The sequence below is a fragment of the Billgrantia sp. C5P2 genome, assembly GCF_051062895.2.
Genome location: NZ_CM128542.1, coordinates 576,523 through 594,649, shown reverse-complemented (window position 1 = coordinate 594,649; position 18,127 = coordinate 576,523). Strand labels below are relative to the sequence as shown.

At 64.9% G+C, this 18,127-nt stretch carries 17 protein-coding genes; 9 read left to right on the top strand and 8 right to left on the bottom strand.

What is annotated here, in order from left to right; genetic code table 11:
- The first annotated feature begins 6 nt into the window (after positions 1-6).
- The 4 genes from ACRWQA_RS02795 (at position 7) to ACRWQA_RS02780 (ending at position 3,273) form a co-directional block, all read left to right on the top strand.
- Positions 7-1,305, top strand: a complete 1,299-nt coding sequence (locus ACRWQA_RS02795) for a Glu/Leu/Phe/Val family dehydrogenase (RefSeq protein ID WP_434226979.1) — start codon at positions 7-9, stop codon at positions 1,303-1,305.
- Positions 1,306-1,387: 82 nt separating this feature from the next.
- Complete coding sequence (locus ACRWQA_RS02790) at positions 1,388-2,155, top strand: pseudouridine synthase (RefSeq protein WP_434226978.1); 768 nt, start codon at positions 1,388-1,390, stop codon at positions 2,153-2,155.
- Between the two features lie 23 nt (positions 2,156-2,178).
- Positions 2,179-3,033, top strand: a complete 855-nt coding sequence (tcdA, locus tag ACRWQA_RS02785; protein WP_434226977.1) for a tRNA cyclic N6-threonylcarbamoyladenosine(37) synthase TcdA — start codon at positions 2,179-2,181, stop codon at positions 3,031-3,033.
- Positions 3,034-3,048: 15 nt separating this feature from the next.
- Positions 3,049-3,273, top strand: a complete 225-nt coding sequence (locus ACRWQA_RS02780) for a DUF1653 domain-containing protein (protein ID WP_263581285.1) — start codon at positions 3,049-3,051, stop codon at positions 3,271-3,273.
- Here ACRWQA_RS02780 and ACRWQA_RS02775 read toward each other — a convergent pair.
- The 8 genes from ACRWQA_RS02775 to lptF form a co-directional block, all read right to left on the bottom strand.
- Positions 3,270-4,037: an ABC transporter permease gene (locus ACRWQA_RS02775; RefSeq protein ID WP_263581286.1), complete on the bottom strand. Its 768-nt coding sequence runs from the start codon at positions 4,035-4,037 to the stop codon at positions 3,270-3,272. The genes ACRWQA_RS02780 and ACRWQA_RS02775 overlap by 4 nt on opposite strands.
- A 9-nt stretch (positions 4,038-4,046) precedes the next feature.
- Complete coding sequence (locus tag ACRWQA_RS02770; RefSeq protein WP_263581287.1) at positions 4,047-4,835, bottom strand: ABC transporter ATP-binding protein; 789 nt, start codon at positions 4,833-4,835, stop codon at positions 4,047-4,049.
- Between the two features lie 5 nt (positions 4,836-4,840).
- Positions 4,841-5,887: an ABC transporter substrate-binding protein gene (locus ACRWQA_RS02765; RefSeq protein WP_263581288.1), complete on the bottom strand. Its 1,047-nt coding sequence runs from the start codon at positions 5,885-5,887 to the stop codon at positions 4,841-4,843.
- A gap of 312 nt (positions 5,888-6,199) precedes the next feature.
- Entirely contained in the window at positions 6,200-6,682 is a 483-nt protein-coding gene (gene bfr, locus ACRWQA_RS02760) for a bacterioferritin (protein ID WP_197566544.1), read from the bottom strand.
- A gap of 179 nt (positions 6,683-6,861) precedes the next feature.
- Positions 6,862-7,068 carry a (2Fe-2S)-binding protein gene (locus tag ACRWQA_RS02755; RefSeq protein ID WP_263581289.1) on the bottom strand — a complete coding sequence of 69 codons (207 nt, stop codon included), beginning with the start codon at positions 7,066-7,068 and terminating at the stop codon, positions 6,862-6,864.
- 102 nt (positions 7,069-7,170) lie between these two features.
- The gene (locus ACRWQA_RS02750) at positions 7,171-7,650 is read right to left on the bottom strand and encodes an RDD family protein (RefSeq protein ID WP_263581290.1); all 480 of its coding nucleotides are present in this window, start codon (positions 7,648-7,650) and stop codon (positions 7,171-7,173) included.
- Positions 7,651-7,687: 37 nt separating this feature from the next.
- Complete coding sequence (gene lptG / locus ACRWQA_RS02745) at positions 7,688-8,752, bottom strand: LPS export ABC transporter permease LptG (RefSeq protein WP_263581291.1); 1,065 nt, start codon at positions 8,750-8,752, stop codon at positions 7,688-7,690.
- Entirely contained in the window at positions 8,752-9,831 is a 1,080-nt protein-coding gene (gene lptF, locus ACRWQA_RS02740) for an LPS export ABC transporter permease LptF (protein WP_434226976.1), read from the bottom strand. The genes lptG and lptF overlap by 1 nt, the downstream gene beginning before the upstream one ends.
- Before the next feature lie 117 nt (positions 9,832-9,948).
- Between lptF and ACRWQA_RS02735 the strand changes: the two genes are divergently transcribed.
- From ACRWQA_RS02735 to ACRWQA_RS02715, 5 genes are all read left to right on the top strand, one after another.
- A complete protein-coding gene (locus ACRWQA_RS02735) occupies positions 9,949-11,469 on the top strand; it encodes a leucyl aminopeptidase (protein WP_434226975.1) in 1,521 nt (506 codons plus the stop codon).
- Positions 11,470-11,601: 132 nt separating this feature from the next.
- On the top strand, positions 11,602-12,699 hold the full coding sequence (locus ACRWQA_RS02730; protein ID WP_434226974.1) for a branched-chain amino acid aminotransferase: 1,098 nt from the start codon (positions 11,602-11,604) through the stop codon (positions 12,697-12,699).
- A 187-nt stretch (positions 12,700-12,886) separates the two neighbouring features.
- Positions 12,887-13,327 carry a DNA polymerase III subunit chi gene (locus ACRWQA_RS02725; protein WP_263581295.1) on the top strand — a complete coding sequence of 147 codons (441 nt, stop codon included), beginning with the start codon at positions 12,887-12,889 and terminating at the stop codon, positions 13,325-13,327.
- A 251-nt stretch (positions 13,328-13,578) separates the two neighbouring features.
- On the top strand, positions 13,579-16,428 hold the full coding sequence (locus tag ACRWQA_RS02720) for a valine--tRNA ligase (RefSeq protein WP_434226973.1): 2,850 nt from the start codon (positions 13,579-13,581) through the stop codon (positions 16,426-16,428).
- Between the two features lie 114 nt (positions 16,429-16,542).
- Positions 16,543-17,943: a sigma-54 interaction domain-containing protein gene (locus ACRWQA_RS02715; protein WP_434226972.1), complete on the top strand. Its 1,401-nt coding sequence runs from the start codon at positions 16,543-16,545 to the stop codon at positions 17,941-17,943.
- Positions 17,944-18,127 lie beyond the last annotated feature (184 nt).

Genomic DNA, 18,127 nt, shown 5'->3' with positions numbered 1-18,127 from the left:
AAACCGATGTCTCGGCAAAAGGACCATGCCAATCTTTTCGACGATGCCCGTTCACGCCTGCGGGAAGTCTTCGATGCCATCAATGTGCACGGCGATGCCAGAGAGCGCCTGATGCAGCCCAACCTGGCCATGCAGGTCAGCGTGCCCGTGCGCATGGACGACGGCAGCCTCAGGGTCCTTCCCGGCTGGCGCGTGCAGTACGACAATACCCTTGGGCCGGCCAAGGGCGGCATTCGTTTCCATCCCGACGTCAATCAGGATGAAGTGACCACACTGAGCTTGTGGATGGCGGTGAAGTGTGCCGTGGTCGACCTGCCCTACGGCGGCGGCAAGGGCGGCGTCAAGGTCGATCCCAAGCAACTGTCCAAGCTGGAGCTCGAGCGCCTGGCCCGCGGCTACGTACGCGCCATCGCCGACATCATGGGCCCCGATCGCGACATACCCGCCCCCGACGTGAACACGAACCCCACGATAATGGGCTGGATGGCCGACGAGTTCGATCACCTGGCCCGCGGCAAGGTGCCGGCCGCCATCACTGGCAAGCCGCCGGCCCTGGGCGGTTCGCTGGGCCGCGTCGCCGCTACCGGGCGCGGCGCGCTGCACGTGCTCGACATGTGGGCCTCCCGTGAGCAACGCAGGCCCGAGGAGACCACCCTGGCGATCCAGGGCTTTGGCAACGCCGCCTATCACTTCGCCCGCCTGGCCCACGAGCGGGGCTATCGCATCGTCGCGGTCTCCGACTCCAAGGGAGCAATCTACAGCCGCGAAGGCCTCGATCCCGACCCCATCATGGAGCAGAAAACCCAGAATCAGCGCCTGCATGACATGGTCTACTGCGATGATTCGGTGTGCATCGCCGAGGATGCGGAGCCGATCGAGCGTGACGATCTGCTGACCCTGAAAGCGGACGTGCTGGTGCTGGCGGCACTGGAGAATCAGGTTCATGCGGACAACGTCGACCAGATAAAGGCCGGCGCACTGCTCGAGATCGCCAACGGCCCGGTTACCAGCCGTGCCGATGAGCGACTCGAGGAGCGCGGCGTGCCGGTGCTGCCCGACGTGCTGGCCAATACCGGCGGTGTGATCGTCAGCTACTACGAATGGGTGCAGAACCGCAGTGGAGAGCGCTGGTCGGAGGAAGACATCAACCAGCGGCTGGCCGAACGCCTGAAGCGCGAGAGCGAGCTCGTCTTCGAGCGCGCCGAGCGAGAGGAAATCTCCTACCGCAAGGCCGCCTATCGTCAGGGCATCGAGCGCATCGCCGACGCCATTCAGCGGCGCGGCAACTGCCAGGACAGCGATTGAGCCCCCCGGCTCCGCACGCAGGGTGACAAGCGCCGCGGCGGGGGCGACAATGACGCCCCCTTGCGAGCATATTCGGGCCGCCATGACGGAACCCCTGACCATTCTTCATCAGGACGAACACTTGGTGGCGGTACACAAGCCAGCGGGATTACTGGTACACCGCTCCAAGCTGGCAGCCGGCGAGCGCGAGTTCCTGCTACAGCGCCTGCGCGACCAGTTGGGCCAGCGTGTCTATCCGGTGCATCGTCTCGACCGCCCCACCTCGGGCGTGATGATCCTTGCGCTTGATTCGGCCACCGCAGCTCGTCTGGGCGAAACCTTCACCGAGCGCCGGGTCGTCAAGCGCTACCTGGCCGTGGTGCGTGGATCAGGCCCCGAGCATGAATGGCTGAACTATGCCCTGCGCGAGGAGGATGGCAGCCGTCCCAAGGCGGAGATGCCGGCCTTGGAAGCGCTCACCGAAGTCAGACGGCTGGATGGCGTGGAACTGCCGGTACAGGTGGATCGCTACCCTACCAGCCGCTATTCGCTGATGGAGGTTCGGCCGCTGACCGGGCGTCGCCATCAGATCCGCCGTCACCTGTCACGGCGAGGCTATCCGATCATCGGCGATGCCAAGCACGGCAAGGGCAACCACAACCGCTTCTTCGCCGAACGCCTGAACTGTTCGCGGCTACTGCTGGCCGCGGTGGGCTTGAGCTTCGAGCATCCCGTCGATGGCTATCATTTGGCATTGAGCTGTGGACTGGATAGTGCCATGACAGACCTGTTCCAGCATTTCGGTTGGGCCGGCCATCTGCCGACCGACGCCGCACGTTGCCTGGGAACGCCCTTACCCGCCCCGACCTGACCCAGGAGATTCGAGACGCCACCATGACAGCTCCACTACGCCCACATGATGTCGCCCCGCCAGCTCAGGACGACTACGATTTTCGCTTCGGCGGCATCCGTCGCCTCTATGGCACCCGTGCCCTGGAGCGTTTCCGCAGTGCCCATGTGGTGGTGGTCGGTGTCGGCGGTGTGGGCAGTTGGGCAGTGGAAGCACTGGCGCGCTCGGGCATCGGCCGGCTCACGCTGATCGACCTCGACGATGTCTGCGTCTCCAACGTCAACCGCCAGTTGCCAGCGCTCGACGGTACCATCGGCCGCCCCAAGGTAGAGGTACTGGCCGAACGCTGTCGGGCGATCCAGCCCGGTATCGAGGTCGTGGCCGATACCGCCTTCGTCACCCCGACCAACCTGGCGCAACGCATTCCGGACGACGCCGACCACGTGGTCGACGCCATCGATAGCGTGGTGGCCAAAGCCGCGCTGATCCACTGGTGCCGGCGACGCAAGCTGCCCATCGTCGTCGCCGGTGCCGCTGGCGGACAGACCGATCCCACACGCATCCGAGTGGCGGATCTCGCCCGCACCGAGCACGACCCACTGCTGGCCAAGGTACGTGCACGCCTACGCCGCGACTATGGCTTCTCGCGTAATCCGAAGCGTCGCTTCTCCGTCGAATGCGTCTATTCTGACGAGCAGCTGATCTACCCCGACTCGGACGGGGAGGTCTGCCTGCAGAAACCCGCCAGTGGCGAATCGACCCGGCTCGACTGCGCCTCCGGCGTGGGCGCCGCCACCTTCGTCACCGGCGGTTTCGGTTTCATCGCCACCTCGCGGGTACTCGCGCGACTGGCCAAGCAGGCCGCCAAGGCGGCAGGCGATCACGACACGTCCCCCTGACCTGGAGCCAACGCGATGTCTCATCCTCTCCCTGTTCCCGGCATCTACAGCCACTACAAGGGTAACCGCTACGAGGTGCTCGGTGTCGCCCATCACAGCGAAACCGAGGAGCCGCTGGTGGTCTATCGTGCCCTGTACGGCGATTACGGCCTGTGGGTGCGTCCGCTGGCCATGTTTACCGAAACCGTCGAAGTGCGCGGCGAACCGGTGCCGCGTTTCGACCTCGAAAAGGCGTTCTAACGTTGACCGCGATGCGCCCACCCCGTCATCCGCTTTTCAAGAACGGCAAACAACTCATACATCACCATGGCCATGGCGCTGATCACGATCAGCCCGGCGAACACCAGTGACATGCGCATCTGCGACCCGGCGCTCATCATCAGGTAGCCGATGCCCTGGTTGGAGGCCACCGTCTCGGATACCACGGTGCCGACGAAGGCCAAGGTGATGGCAATCTTCAACGAGGCGAAGAAGTAGGGCAGCGAGCGCGGCAGGCCCACCTTGAGCAGTACGTCCATGCGCCGAGCACCCAGTACCCGGAGCACGTCCTCCATTTCCGGCTCCAGGGTCGCAAGCCCCGTAGCCACGTTGACCACGATGGGAAAGAAGCAGATCAGGAAGGCGGTGAGGATCGCCGGCACCGAGCCGATGCCGAACCACACCACCAGGATCGGCACGAAGGCGACCTTGGGAATCGCATTGAAGCCCACCAGCAACGGGTAGCAGGCGTGGTAGAGAAAGCGCGAGGAGCCGACGACGAAGCCCAGCGCCAGACCCACCGCTACCCCCAGGGCAAAACCCGCGAGGGTGGTCCACAGCGTCTGCCATGAATGCATGCCGATGGGGCCGGCAAAGGTCACCAGGGCTTGAGCGGTGGCCGAGGCGCTGGGAAAGATGAACTCCGGTACCTGGAGCAGACGCACGCTGACTTCCCAGATCGCCACCAGCGCCAGCACGGCGACCCAGGGCGCCAAGCGTTCGCGCAGCTTGTCGTTGTTGTTCATGCTCGCTCCTCAGACGCTGCGGATGTCACCGATCAGATTGCGCAGCTCCTGCACCCTATCGATGAAAGGTTTTTCATAGGTGACCGCCAGTTCCCGCGGCCGCGGCAGGTCGATCTCGCGCCGCTCGATGATGCGCCCCGGACGGCGGCTCATGACATAGACGGTATCGGCCAGGAACGCGGCCTCGCGCAGGTCGTGGGTGACCAACACCACAGTGAAGCGCTGGGCTTCCCATAGGTCGCGCAGCACGCACCACAGCTCCTCGCGAGTGAAGGCGTCCAGCGCTCCGAAAGGCTCGTCGAGCATCAACAGCCGCGGGCGGTGGATCAGCGCGCGGCAGATCGAGGCGCGCTGCTGCATGCCGCCCGAGAGCTGCCACGGGTACTGGTCTTCGTAGCCTTCGAGCCCCACCGTACGCAGCAGCTCGCGGGCCCAACCGACGAACTCCGCGCGTCGCTTGCGGAACTGCGAACGGTAGGGTTTGACGATCTCCAGCGGCAGCAACACGTTGTCCAGGGTGGTACGCCAAGGCAGCAGGTTGGCGCTCTGGAAGGCCATACCGCAGATCTTCAACGGCCCGCCCACCGGTTCGCCATCCACGCGCACGCTGCCGGCTGTGGGTCCATGCAGGCCGGTACAGAGCTTCATGAAGGTCGACTTGCCGCAGCCGGAGGGGCCGACGAAGGCAACGAACTCGCCTTCTCCGATGGAGAGCGAGATGTCTTCTATGGCATTGCCGCTGTCGTCATAGGCCAGGCTGACCCGGTCGAAGTCGACGAAGGGCATGGTTTGTGCCAATGCCGTCACTCCGCGCGCTCGGGGAAGATCATGCGCTCCTCCTGGGGTGGCAGGAAACGCGAGGTGAAGACACGCTCGGGGTCGGGCACCGACGGCAGTTCATAGGCATCGGCCACCAGTTGAATGGCGCTGCGCAGACGCTCTTCGTCCACCGCCCCGGCGCCATTGGCACGGGCATCCTCGGTGTCGATCACGCTGTCGATGGCAAGCCTGAGCCGCCGCGTCTCCATCTCCCTGTCGATCAACGAGTCGCGGTTCTGGACGTAGTCGATGGCGCCATCCGGGTCGGCCAGGGTCTCTTCGAGGGCGCGATTGAAGGCGCGCAGAAAGCCCTCCACGGCTTCGGGATTTTCTTCGGAGAAGGCCTCGCTGGCGATGATGGCATTGCCATAGAGCGGCACCCCGTAGTCGGGGAACGGCATGATGGTGAGCTGATCCTCACCCATTCCGCGCCCTTCCAGGTTGAGCAGGCTGGTGAAGTAAAACCCGGTGATGGCATCCACGTCGCCGCGCACCAGCAAGGTCTCGCGCAGGGTGGGGTCGACATTCTGCCACTCGACGTCATCGCCATCGAGGTCATTGGCCGCGGCGAAGATGCCCCAGGCACGGTAGCCGGTATCGAAGGCCGGCGCGGCGATGGACTTGCCGGCGAGGTCCGCGGGCGATTCGATATCGCGATCCTTGCGCGCGAAGACCGAAGCCGGGCTGCCGTCGTACACCACGTAGACGCCCTGTATGCCGGGCCCATCGGGGTTCTCGGCCAAGAACTCCACCAGCGCGTTGAGATCGCCGAAGCCCATCTCGTAGGCTCCCGAGGCGACCCGGTTGATGGCTCCAGCGGAGCCGCTGCCGGAATCGATCTGGACATCGAGCCCCTCTTCGGCGAAATACCCGCGCTCCACGGCCATGAGGAAGGGCGCCGAGGGTCCTTCGAAGCGCCAATCGAGCTGAAAACGAATACGGGTTTCGTCCGCCTGGGCCGCGGAAGCACCCAGCAGGGACAGGCCAAGCGCCCCGGCCAGCAGACCGGTGGTTCGATGGAATCGGTTCATTGAAGTTGCCCTCGCGAAGCTTCTGATTGTGCTTGTTCTATGCAATCGCCCTGCCAACGGCACCCGCTTGCCCGTTGCTCATACAGCGCGCCACATTAGCGCATGGCGGCAAGCCTGTGGAGCGTCGGAAAGGTGCAGCGGAAATCGACAAGCAGATTCTCATGCACCAGCTTAGCTCATAGCGAGGAAGACCAAACCTTGCTCACTGACGCAGCGTTGACGTCAGGAAAACACTTCGACAATTCTCAGCATCGAGAAACAAAAACGGCACCGACGTGTGTCGGTGCCGTTGCGATACGCCGCAGCGCGTCGTTATTCGTCGCCGGCTTCCTGCATCTGACGCAGCATGTAGTTCTCGATGCCGACCTTGTCGATCAGGCCGAGCTCGGTCTCGATATGATCGATGTGCTCTTCCTCGTCGGCGAGGATATGGCGGAACAGATCACGGGACACGTAGTCCTTGACCTGCTCACAATAGGCGATGGCCTCGATGTAGTCGTTACGACCCTCATGCTCGATCTTGAGGTCGCTCTCGAGCATCTCGCGCACGTTCTCGCCGATGTGCAGCTTGCCGAGATCCTGCAGGTTGGGCACGCCCTCGAGGAACAGGATGCGCTCGATCAGCTTGTCGGCATGCTTCATCTCGTCGATCGACTCGTCGTACTCCCACTTGGCCAGTGCCTTGAGGCCCCAGTCCTTGTACATCTTGGCATGCAGGAAGTACTGGTTGATGGCAACCAGCTCATTGCCGAGGGACTTGTTGAGGTATTCGATGACCTTGGCATCGCCTTTCATTGCCTTTCTCCCTTCTTCGTCTCGGCCTTGGGCCTGTCTTGGCGTTGCGTGACGCTCAGCGAACCATAATAGGCAGTATCAGCCCAAACACGCAAAAAATCCAACCGAGACAGTCGGTTGGATTAATGGCAACAAGAATGAGAGAGATTGGCAACGACAGCCGATGACGGCTCGAAACACTACACGGCGTAGGCGAGATCGTTGGCCGAGGCCATCAGTTCGGCCTTGACGGCCTCGCGGGTGATGGACTTGCCGACACAGGCGCACTTGCCGCACTGCGTGCCGCAGCCGGTTTCCTGCTGAATCTCACGCCAGCTACGGGCACCGCCTTCGACGCTTTCGCGGATCTTGCGGTCGGATACGCCCTTGCAAAGACATACGTACATCGACATCCACCTCGCTGTGCTTACGAGGAGTAATGTAAATGATTCGCATAGCATATCGCAAGAGAGAATCGCCTGTTTTTTGACCAAGGTCATCCCGAGCGGCTAGTGCCGGCCCGGCTTGGGTATGACCACGACCCGTGTGCCTGACGCGATATCGGGCCAGCTGCGGCGCTCCGTATCGAACAGCACCCAAAGATAACCCAGCCCGAAGGCGGCCAGCGAGAGCCAGGCCACGAGGTAACGCACCAGGCTCTGGCTCAAGGTGATCGAGTGGCCACTGCGGGTCTGTACGCGCAGACGCCAGGCTTGCATGCCCAGGGTCATGCCGCCACGCATCCAGGAGAAGGCAAAGAATACGAACGCTCCGATCAGCAGCGCCAACTGGAGGGTCAGGCGCTGCGGGGCCCCCTGTCCCACCAGCTCGGCATCCAGCCCAAGGACCAGGCGCACGAAGACCACATGCAGCACGGTGATCAAGATCCAGATCGCCAGGACCAGCAAGGCATCGTAAAGCATCGCACCCAGGCGCCGCCCCAGACCGGCGGGCCATACATCGTCGAGCTGATCGAATCGTCGTTGCATCATCATCCCTTGTTCCAGGCCCATGCCGGCGACGTCGCTAACCCGAGCGGCGCAGCAAATAGAATCCCAGGGCAGCGCACAGCAGCGTAGGTACCAACACCGCCCACACCGGCGAGAAACCGAATACGGTGGAGGCCGGTGCCAGCAGGTCCTGCAGGTACTTGAACGACAGCCCGACGATCACGCCGTAGAAAACCCGCGTTCCGGCAGCCACGGTGCGCAACGGGCCGAACACGAACGACGCCGCCACCAGCACCAGCGAGGCCATGGTCAGTGGCAGCAGCATCTTTTGCCAGAAATAGAGCAGCGGTTGGGTGGCCTGCTGCCCCTGGGACAGCAAATAACGCGAGTAGGCCCACAGTTCACTGGGCGCCTGACTAGTGATATCCCGCAGCAGGCGATTGAGCTGATCGGGGGTGAGGGTCGTCTCCCATAACAGCTGCTCGTGCGCCTCGGCCTCGGTTCGGTCCTCCCCGAAGCGGGTGATTTTCACTTCCTCGAGCATCCAGTGGTCGCCTGCCCAGGATGCACGCGCCGCCTGCACGGCTTCGCGCAGCCTCCTTTCATCGAAGACATAGCGGGTCAGGTCGAGAACCGTATCGTCGGCACGGATGGCGCCGAATCGATAAACGCTGTCGCCCTCGCGCTGCCAGCCACCGCTCTGGGTCAGCAAGGCGCCTTCGCCCTGCATCTGCTCCAGCCGCCAGGCGCTGGCGTACTGCTCGGTACGCGGGCTGACGAATTCGGCAATCAGCAGCAGGATGGCCACCACCAGGATGATCGGCTTCATCACGCCCCACAGAATGCGCGCCAACGAACGTCCCGCGGCGCGCATCACCGTCAGCTCGTTGCTCGAGGCCATGCTGCCAAGCCCGATCAGTGCGCCGATCAGCACGCCTACCGGCGCATATTGGTAGAAGCGCCAGGGCAGACGCATCAACAGGTAGAGCAGGACCTGAAACGCTCCGTAGCCGCCTTCCACATCGTTCAGGTCGTTGATGTAAGTGATTACCAGATCGAGGCCGAGCAGCACTACCTGAACGACGAGGATCGCTCCCAGCACGTTACGGGCGATATAGCGGTCGAGACGGTCCGTCAGCATCAACGCATCCCCCTGCGCTGGTTGTGCATCAGCAGCCCCAGGCCAAGCGCGAGGAAGACCAGATGAATGGGCCACATGCCGATCGACGCCGACAGCGTTCCGCGTCCGATGGCATCCTGTGCCGCCAACAGCAGACTCAAGTAGCAGATGTGCAGGAAGATCGCCGGCAGCAGCTTGGCAAAACGCCCCTGCCGCGGATTGACCCGCGAGAGTGGCATCGCCATCAGGGTCAGGATGAAAACCATCAGCGGCAGCGAAAGCCGCCACTGTAGCTGGGCGCGGGCACGCCCGGAGTCGTCGCCGAACAGCTCCGCCGTGGTGGCATATTCCGCCGACTCCAGCTCACGCTGCTCACCGGCGAGCGAAAGACGCACGGCATAGGTATCGAACTCCAACCGCTCGGCTTCGAAGCGTCCGGGATCGACGCTGTAGCGCTCGCCGTCGGCCAGCACCAGGAAACGGCTGCCGGTATCGCGGTCCACGGTCTGGTAGCCGCTGCCGGCACGGGTCACGGCGGTTTCCGGCGTGCCGTCGCGGCGGCGCTGGCGTTCGCTGATGAAGACCTCCTGCATACGGCTGCCGTCGTCGCTGAAGGACTCGGTATAGGCAGTGCGACCGCCGCCGAAGTCCTGGAAGCGTCCCGGTGCCAGGGCGGTGAAGTCGATCTGGCTGCGCTGCTCCTCGAGCATCACGGCGTTGTGCAGCGCCCCCGCCGGGGTCAGCCACAAACTGCACAGTCCCACGGCTACCGCCAGCAAGGTCGCCGGCACCAGGCTGATCTGAAACAGCCGAGCGGGGCTGGTACCGCAAGCCACCAGCACGGTGATCTCGCTGTTGAGGTAAAGCTGACCGTAGGCCAGCAGAATACCGAGAAAGAAGGCCAGCGGCAGAATCAGCTCAAGAAAGCCGGGCAGGTGATAGAGCATCAAACTGCCGAGGATGGTGGCTGGGATATCGCCCTCTGCAGCGTCAGTAAAGTAGCGGATGAAACGACTGCCCATGATGACCAGCAGCAGCACGCCGGCAACGGCGGCCATGGTCAGCAGGATCTCGCGGGTCAGGTATCGAAAAATGATCATGCAGCGGTCTTCCATGCAATGGCGCCATGCCTTGAGTACACTTGGGTGATTCGGCAGTGGCCTGGAGCCGTGCCGGCATTATCCAGAATCCCCCATCGCTTGTCTTGTGGAGTCACCATGGAATTCCCAGTTCAGACGGCCAATCCCGCCAAGGCCGAATCGGCCTGCCTCGTGGTCCCGGTTTTCAAGGACGGCGACCTGCTGCCCGCCGCCGCCAAGCTCGACGACGCCAGCGAGCGGCTGATCGGCCAGCTGATCGAGCGCGGCGACTTCGACGCCAAGCTGGGTAATGTGCAACTGATCCCCTTCGCCCCCGGCCTCTCCGCCGACCGCCTGATGCTGGTGGGCCTGGGCACGCGCGAGAAGTGCCAGGAGCGCGCCTTCATCAAGGCCCTGGATGCCGCCTTCACCGCCGTCGCCGGGCTGCCGGCCGAGGACGTCGCCGTGGCCTTCACCGACGTGCCTGTACCCGAGCGCAGCGTTACCTGGAAGGCGCGCATGACGGCGGAGGCCGCACAGCGTGCCGTCTACCGTTTCGACGAGTTCAAGTCGGAGAAGGCCCCGCGTCCGCGGCTGGAGAAAGTCACCCTGCTGCTCAGCGACAACGATACCGCCGGCGAGGCCCGCGAGGGTGCTCGCATCGGTGACGCCATTGGCCAAGGAGTGGCCTACACCCGCACCCTGGGCAACCTGCCGGGCAACGTCTGCACGCCGAGCTATCTGGCCGAACAGGCCGAGCAGCTCGGCCGCGAGTCGGGCGGCGCGCTTGCCGTCGAGATCCTCGACGAGGCGGCGCTGGAAGAGCTCGGCGCCCACAGCCTGCTCTCGGTGGGCCGTGGCAGCGAGCAGCCCTCGCGGCTGATCGTCATGAAGTACCAAGGGGCAGAAAATGCCGACGAGTCGCCCCACGTGCTGGTGGGCAAGGGCATCACCTTCGATACCGGCGGCATCTCGCTCAAGCCCGGCGAAGCCATGGATGAGATGAAGTTCGACATGTGCGGAGCGGCCAGCGTGTTCGGCACCGCCAAGGCGGTGCTCGGCATCCGGCCCAAGCTCAACCTGGTGTTCATCGTCGCCGCCGCCGAGAACATGCCTGACGGCCGCGCCACCAAGCCCGGCGACATCATCAAGACGCTGAAAGGTCTCACCGTCGAAGTACTCAACACCGACGCCGAGGGTCGCCTGGTGCTGTGCGATGCGCTGACCTACGCCGAGCGCTTCGAGCCCGCTAGCGTGGTCGACATCGCCACCCTGACCGGTGCGGCGATCATCGCCCTGGGCCACCACGCCACCGGCCTGCTCTCCAACGACGACGACCTGGCGCTGGACCTGCTCGATGCCGGCGAAGCTGCCTGGGACCGCGCCTGGCACCTGCCGCTGTGGGACGAGTACAAGGAGCAGCTCGACTCCAACTTCGCCGACATGGCCAATATCGGCGGGCGCCCGGCCGGCACCATCACCGCCGCCTGCTTCCTCTCGCGCTTCGCCGACAAGTTCCCCTGGGCACACCTGGATATCGCCGGCACCGCCTGGACCTCGGGCAAGCAGAAGGGCGCCAGCGGCCGTCCGGTAGGCCTGCTGACCCAATACCTGCTCGACCGCGAGGAAGAGACGCGTCAGGTCGAGAACGACGCCTGACGTTGCCAAGGTTGCCAACGCAGGCGACAACCGTTACATCTGACGCATTGCGCGCTCCGGGTCGCCTGACTCGGAGCGCCGTAGAAGCCCAAGAAAACGCCGGAATCCCGGCATAGCGGAGACCCATTTGCCGTGCCCAACGCAACCTTCGAGACGCTGCCCAACGCCACACCCGTGGCAGCCAACATTCGCGACGACATTCTCGCCAGCCCCGGCTTCGGCCAGTACTTCAGCGATCATATGGCCCACGTACGCTGGACGGCCGAGTCCGGCTGGCACGGCCACGAGGTACGCCCCTACGGTCCGCTGACCCTCGACCCGGCGGCGGCCGTGCTGCACTACGGCCAGGAGATCTTCGAGGGCATCAAGGCCTACCGCCACGCCGACGGCTCGGTGTGGTCGTTCCGCCCGGAGAAGAACGCCGAGCGCTTCCGCCGCAGCGCGCGCCGGCTGGCGCTGCCCGAGCTCAGCGACGAAGACTTCGTCGGCTCGCTCAAGGCGCTGCTCGCCCAGGACCACGCCTGGGTGCCGACACCCAGCAGCGAGGCCGATGAATCGAGCCTCTACCTGCGCCCGTTCATGATCGCCAGCGAGAAGTTCCTTGGCGTGCGTCCCGCCAAGGAAGTCGACTACTACGTCATCGCCTCTCCTGCCGGTGCCTACTTCAAGGGCGGCATCGCCCCGGTATCGATCTGGCTCTCCTCGCACTACAAGCGCGCCGCCCCCGGCGGCACCGGCTTTGCCAAGTGCGGCGGCAACTACGCCGCCTCGCTGGCCGCCCAGAAGGAAGCCGAGAAGCACGGCTGCGGCCAGGTCGCCTTCCTCGACGCTGCCGAGAACAAGTGGGTCGAGGAACTGGGCGGCATGAACCTGTTCTTCGTCTACAAGGACGGCCGCCTGGTCACGCCGCGCCTGACCGACACCATCCTCGAGGGCGTGACCCGGGACTCGGTGCTCACCCTCGGCCGCGACGAAGGCTTCACCGCGGAAGAGCGTGCCATCAGCATCGACGAGTGGCGCGAGGGCGTGGCCTCCGGCGAGATCACCGAAGTCTTCGCCTGCGGTACCGCCGCGGTGATCACGCCGGTGGGTCAGTTGATCAGCGAAGACGACACCATCCGCATGCCCGACGAAGGCAACGAAGTGGCCAAGCGCCTGCGCGCCAAGCTGCTCGACCTGCAGTACGGCCGCGCGGAAGATACGCATGGCTGGTTGACCAGGCTGGTCTGACGCTACCCACTACGCCAGGAGCCGAACGCCTCGCGAGGCGGCCGGGAGCAGGCCGAAGAGGAGGTCTTTTGCCAGGGAAGGCAAAAGTAGCGCCCAGGGATGGGTTCACAGCGCCTCCTGGTAGGTCTGCTTGCGGCAGGGCCTCGCCACTGCATCGGCAGAATCGGCCCCAACCGTTAAGGCCGTCATGACGCAAGTAGACTTCTACATACTCCCCGACACCACGCTGGAAGCGCGGCTCGACTTCGCCTGTCGGCTGGCCGAGACCATCGCCGGCAAGGGCTTCCGGCTGCACCTGCACGCCGAGGACGAGGCCATGGCCACCGACCTCGACGAGCGGCTTTGGACCTTTCGCCCCGAGGCCTACCTGCCCCACGCCCTGCTCGGCAGCGACATGGCCGAGAGCGTGGCGGTGACCATCGGCTGGGAACAGCCGCCCGAACCGAATCCCGAGGCCCCCATGGCGCTGCTCAACCTCGACCCGGGTATCCCCGAGTGGTTCTCGCGCTTCGAGCGGGTCGCCGAGATCATCAACCAGCACCAACAGGTGCTCGTCGCCAAGCGCGAATGCTGGCAGACCTACAAGCAGCGTGGCTATCCGGTGAAAGCGCATCAGCTACGCGGCTAATACCACCAAGCCAGGGGCGCCGGCAGCAGGCCGAAGAGGAGGTCTTTTGCCATGGATGGCAAAAGTAGCGCCCAGGGATGGGTTCACAGCGCCTCCTCGCAGGCCTGCTGGCGGATCAGCCCCGAGCAGCAAGGCTGACGCCCACTCCCTCATCGCGCTATAATCGAGCCCATTTTTCGACCGCTTCGACGACTTTCCTGCCGCCCGGCACCACGATCCGGCGGCGATCATTTCTGGACCCGGAACGCCCCATGGACAAGACCTACCAACCCGAGCAGATCGAATCCCGCTGGTACGAGCGCTGGGAGGCCGACGGCCGCTTCGCCCCCTCGGGCAAGGGCGAACCCTATTCGATCATGATCCCGCCGCCCAACGTCACCGGCAGCCTGCACATGGGCCACGCGTTCCAGGACACCATCATGGACACGCTGATCCGCTGGAAGCGCATGCAGGGCAACAACACCCTGTGGCAGGTCGGCACCGACCACGCCGGCATCGCCACCCAGATGCTGGTGGAACGCAAGGTCGCCGCCGAGGAGGGCAAGAGCCGCCACGACCTGGGGCGCGGGGCATTCATCGACAAGGTATGGGAGTGGAAGCACGAATCCGGCGGCCACATCACTCGCCAGCTGCGCCGCATGGGCGCCAGCGTCGACTGGTCGCGCGAGCGCTTCACCATGGACGACGGCTTCTACAAGGCGGTGCAGGAAGTCTTCGTGCGCCTCTATGAAGAGGACCTGATCTACCGCGGCAAGCGCCTGGTCAACTGGGACCCGACCCTGCACACCGCCATTTCCGATCTCGAAGTGGAAAACCGCGACCAGCAGGGCCAGTTCTGGCATTTCCGCTACCCGCTGGCCGACGGCGTGACGACCGATGCCGGCCTCGACTACCTGGTCGTCGCCACCACCCGCCCCGAGACCCTGCTCGGCGACACCGGCGTGGCGGTCAACCCCGAGGACCCGCGCTACGCCTCGCTGGTGGGCAAGTTCGTCGAGCTGCCGCTGGTCGGCCGTCGCATCCCCATCGTCGCCGACGAACACGCCGACATGGAGAAGGGCTCCGGCTGCGTGAAGATCACCCCGGCCCATGACTTCAACGACTACGAGGTGGGTCGTCGCCACGGCCTGCCGCTGATCAACGTCTTCACCCAGGACGCGGCGATCCTGCCCCAGGCCGAGGCCTTCGACATCCAGGGCCGTCCGCTGCCCGAGATCGACTTAAGCCTGCCTGAAGCGTACGCCGGGCTCGACCGCTTCGAGGCGCGCAAGCGGATCGTCGCCGACATGGAGGCCGCCGGGCTGCTCGAGCAGATCGAGACGGTCAACAACACCCTGCCCTATGGCGACCGCTCCGGCGACGTCATCGAGCCGCTGCTCACGGATCAATGGTTCGTCGCCGTGGAGAGCCTGGCCAAGCCCGCCATCGCCGCGGTGGAGAACGGCGACATCCAGTTCGTGCCCAAGAACTACGAGAACATGTACTTCTCGTGGATGCGCGACCTGCAGGACTGGTGCATCTCGCGCCAGCTGTGGTGGGGCCACCGCATTCCCGCCTGGTACGACGCCGAGGGCAACGTCTACGTCGCCCGCACCGAAGCCGAGGCGCGTGAGAAGCATGGCCTGAGTGACGACATCGTTCTGACCCAAGATGAAGACGTGCTCGACACCTGGTTCAGCTCGGGGCTGTGGACCTTCGGCACCCTGGGCTGGCCGGAGAAGACCTCGGAGCTGGCGACCTTCCACCCCTCCAGCGTGCTGGTCACCGGCTTCGACATCATCTTCTTCTGGGTCGCACGCATGATCATGCTGACGCTGAAGTTCATGGACGAAGTGCCGTTCAAGACCGTCTACGTCCACGGCCTGGTGCGCGACGGTCAGGGCCAGAAGATGTCCAAGTCGAAGGGCAACGTGCTCGACCCCATCGACCTGATCGACGGCATCCAGCTCGACACGTTGCTGGAAAAACGCACCGGCAACATGATGCAGCCGCAGAAGGCCAAGGCCATCGCCAAGGCCACCCGCGACGAGTTCCCCGAGGGCATCGAGCCCCACGGTACCGATGCGCTGCGCTTCACCTTCCTCTCCCAGGCCACCACCGGGCGCGACATCAAGTTCGACATGGGCCGCCTCGACGGCTACCGCAACTTCTGCAACAAGCTGTGGAACGCCTCGCGCTACGTGCTGATGAACGCCGAGGGCCAGGACTGCGGTGCGCAAGGTGGCGAGGTCGAATTGTCGCTGGCCGACCGCTGGATCGTCTCGCGCCTGCAGCAGACCGAGGCCCAGGTGACCAAGGCGATGGAGGAGTTCCGCTTCGACCACGCCTCCCAGGCACTCTACGAGTTCGTCTGGAACGAGTACTGCGACTGGTACCTGGAACTCTCCAAGCCGGTACTGTGGGACGACGGCGCCAGCGAGGCGGCCAAGCGCGGCACCCGCCGCACCCTGGTGCGCGTGCTGGAAGCCATCCTGCGCCTGGCCCACCCGATGATGCCGTTCATCTCCGAGGAGATCTGGCAGCGCGTGGCGCCGCTGGCGGGCAAGGCAACGGGCGACGGCGCTGAGTCGATCATGAACCAACCGTGGCCCATGGCCGAGCAGGAGAAGATCGACGAGCAGGCGACCCGCGACATCGAATGGCTCAAGGGCGTGATCGTGGCGGTGCGCAACGTTCGCGCCGAGATGAACATCGCTCCCGGCAAGCCACTCGAGGTGCTGCTGTCCAAGGGTGCTCCGGCGGATCGCGAGCGCCTGGAGGCCAACCGGCCCTTCCTCGCCAAGCTGGCTAAGCTCGAGAGCGCCACCTGGCTCGACGACCCGAGCGAGGCACCGCTTTCGGCCACTCAGCTGGTCGGCGACATGGAGGTGCTGGTGCCGATGGCCGACCTGATCGACAAGGAGGCGGAGCTCGCCCGCCTGGCCAAGGAGATCGACAAGCAGGACAAGCTGATTGGCGGCATCGAGAAGAAACTCGGCAACGAGAGCTTCGTCGCCAAGGCGCCGGAAGCGGTGGTCGAGAAGGAGCGCGGCAAGCTCAGGGAGTACCAGGCCGCCCGCGGTGTGCTGGTCGAGCAGCGCGACAAGATCGCCGCGCTCTGAACAGCGGCCCGAAACTGCCGCGCTCTGATTTAGCGGCCCGAAACTGCCGCGCTCTGATTAGCGGCCCGACATCGCCGCCAGGAGACGACACGAATGCCTCGGGATGAAAGCACTATGGCCGGCCAAAGCCAAGGCTTGACGCTCGAGGCGATCCGGCCGCTGTTCCCGCTGCTCGAGCGCAACAGCGCCGGGGCGATCCTGGTCGACGAGGCGAGCCGCCTGATCTGGATCAATGCCTGCTACTGCCGGCTGCTGGGCATCGCCGATCCGGCCAGCGTCATCGGTCGCCCGGTCAACGCGGTGATCCCTCATACCCGCATGCCCGAGGTGGTGCGCAGCGGGCGCCCCATCCTGCTCGACATCATGGAGTACCAGTCCCGCCAGTTGGTGGTCACGCGGCTGCCGCTGCACGACCCGGCCAGCGGCCGGGTCAACGGCGCGGTGGCCTTCATCGTGTTCGACGACCTGGAGCCCCTGGCGCCGCTACTCGGCAAGTACCGCCGCCTGCAGCATGACCTGGCGGCGGCGCGACGCGCCCTGGCCCGGCGCGGCTCACGCTACGAGCTGGCCGACTTCGTCGGCGCCAGCCCCCCGGTGCTGGAGGTCAAGCGTCGCGCCCGACTGGCCGCCGCCCGCGCCACACCGGTACTGCTGCTGGGCGAGACCGGCACCGGCAAGGAGGTACTGGCCCAGGCCATCCACGGCGATTCCCCCCGTGGCGGCAGCCCCTTCATCGCAGTGAACCTCGCGGCGGTGCCAGAGAACCTGCTCGAAGCGGAGTTCTTCGGCGTCGCCCCGGGCGCCTATACCGGCGCCGACAAGCGCACCCGCAAGGGCAAGTTCCAGCTCGCCGACGGCGGCACCCTGTTCCTCGACGAGGTAGGCGACATGCCGCTGGCGCTGCAGGCCAAGCTGCTGCGCGCCCTTCAGGAAGGGGAAGTGGAGCCGCTGGGCTCCAACGAGATCAAGCGCGTCGACGTGCGCGTGATTGCAGCCACCAGCCGCGACCTCGAGGCCATGGTGGCCGACGGCAGCTTTCGCTCCGACCTCTACTATCGGCTCAACGTGCTGCGCATCCAGGTGCCGCCGCTGCGCGAGCGCCTTGCCGACCTGGGCATCCTGTGCGAGACGATCCTCGGCCGGATCGCGGCGGAGAGCGGCGAGCCCCGCGCCGAGATCACCGCCGAGGGCGTGGCGCTGCTGCAGCGGCACGACTGGCCGGGCAACATTCGCGAGCTGCGCAACGTGCTCGAGCAGACCCTGGCCCTGAACGAAGCCTGCAGCGTCATCGACGTGCCGGAGCTGCGCGCCGCCCTGCCCCATACCAATGCCGCAACACACCCCACTCCCTCCACCTCTACCGTGCGTCCCCTGGCCGACGTCGTGGCCGCGGCCGAGCGCAGTGCGCTGTACGATGCGCTGTCCGCCTGCCGTGGTAACAAATCCCGCGCGGCTCGCATGCTGGGCATTCCTCGTTCAGTGCTCTACGAAAAACTGGCCAGACTGTCCGACTAACCGGTCAAGTGTCCGGATTCACGGACACAACCTCTTCGACCATGGTCGGAACATTGTCCGAAAAATCGGACACCCCTTTCCCACCTCTTTCCCTCGCCCTCCTTTAACCCACTGAAATACAGCTAGAAACCAAGAATGGCACGGCACGTGCACTACAAGCGCCAGTGCATGGTGCAAGCGCTAT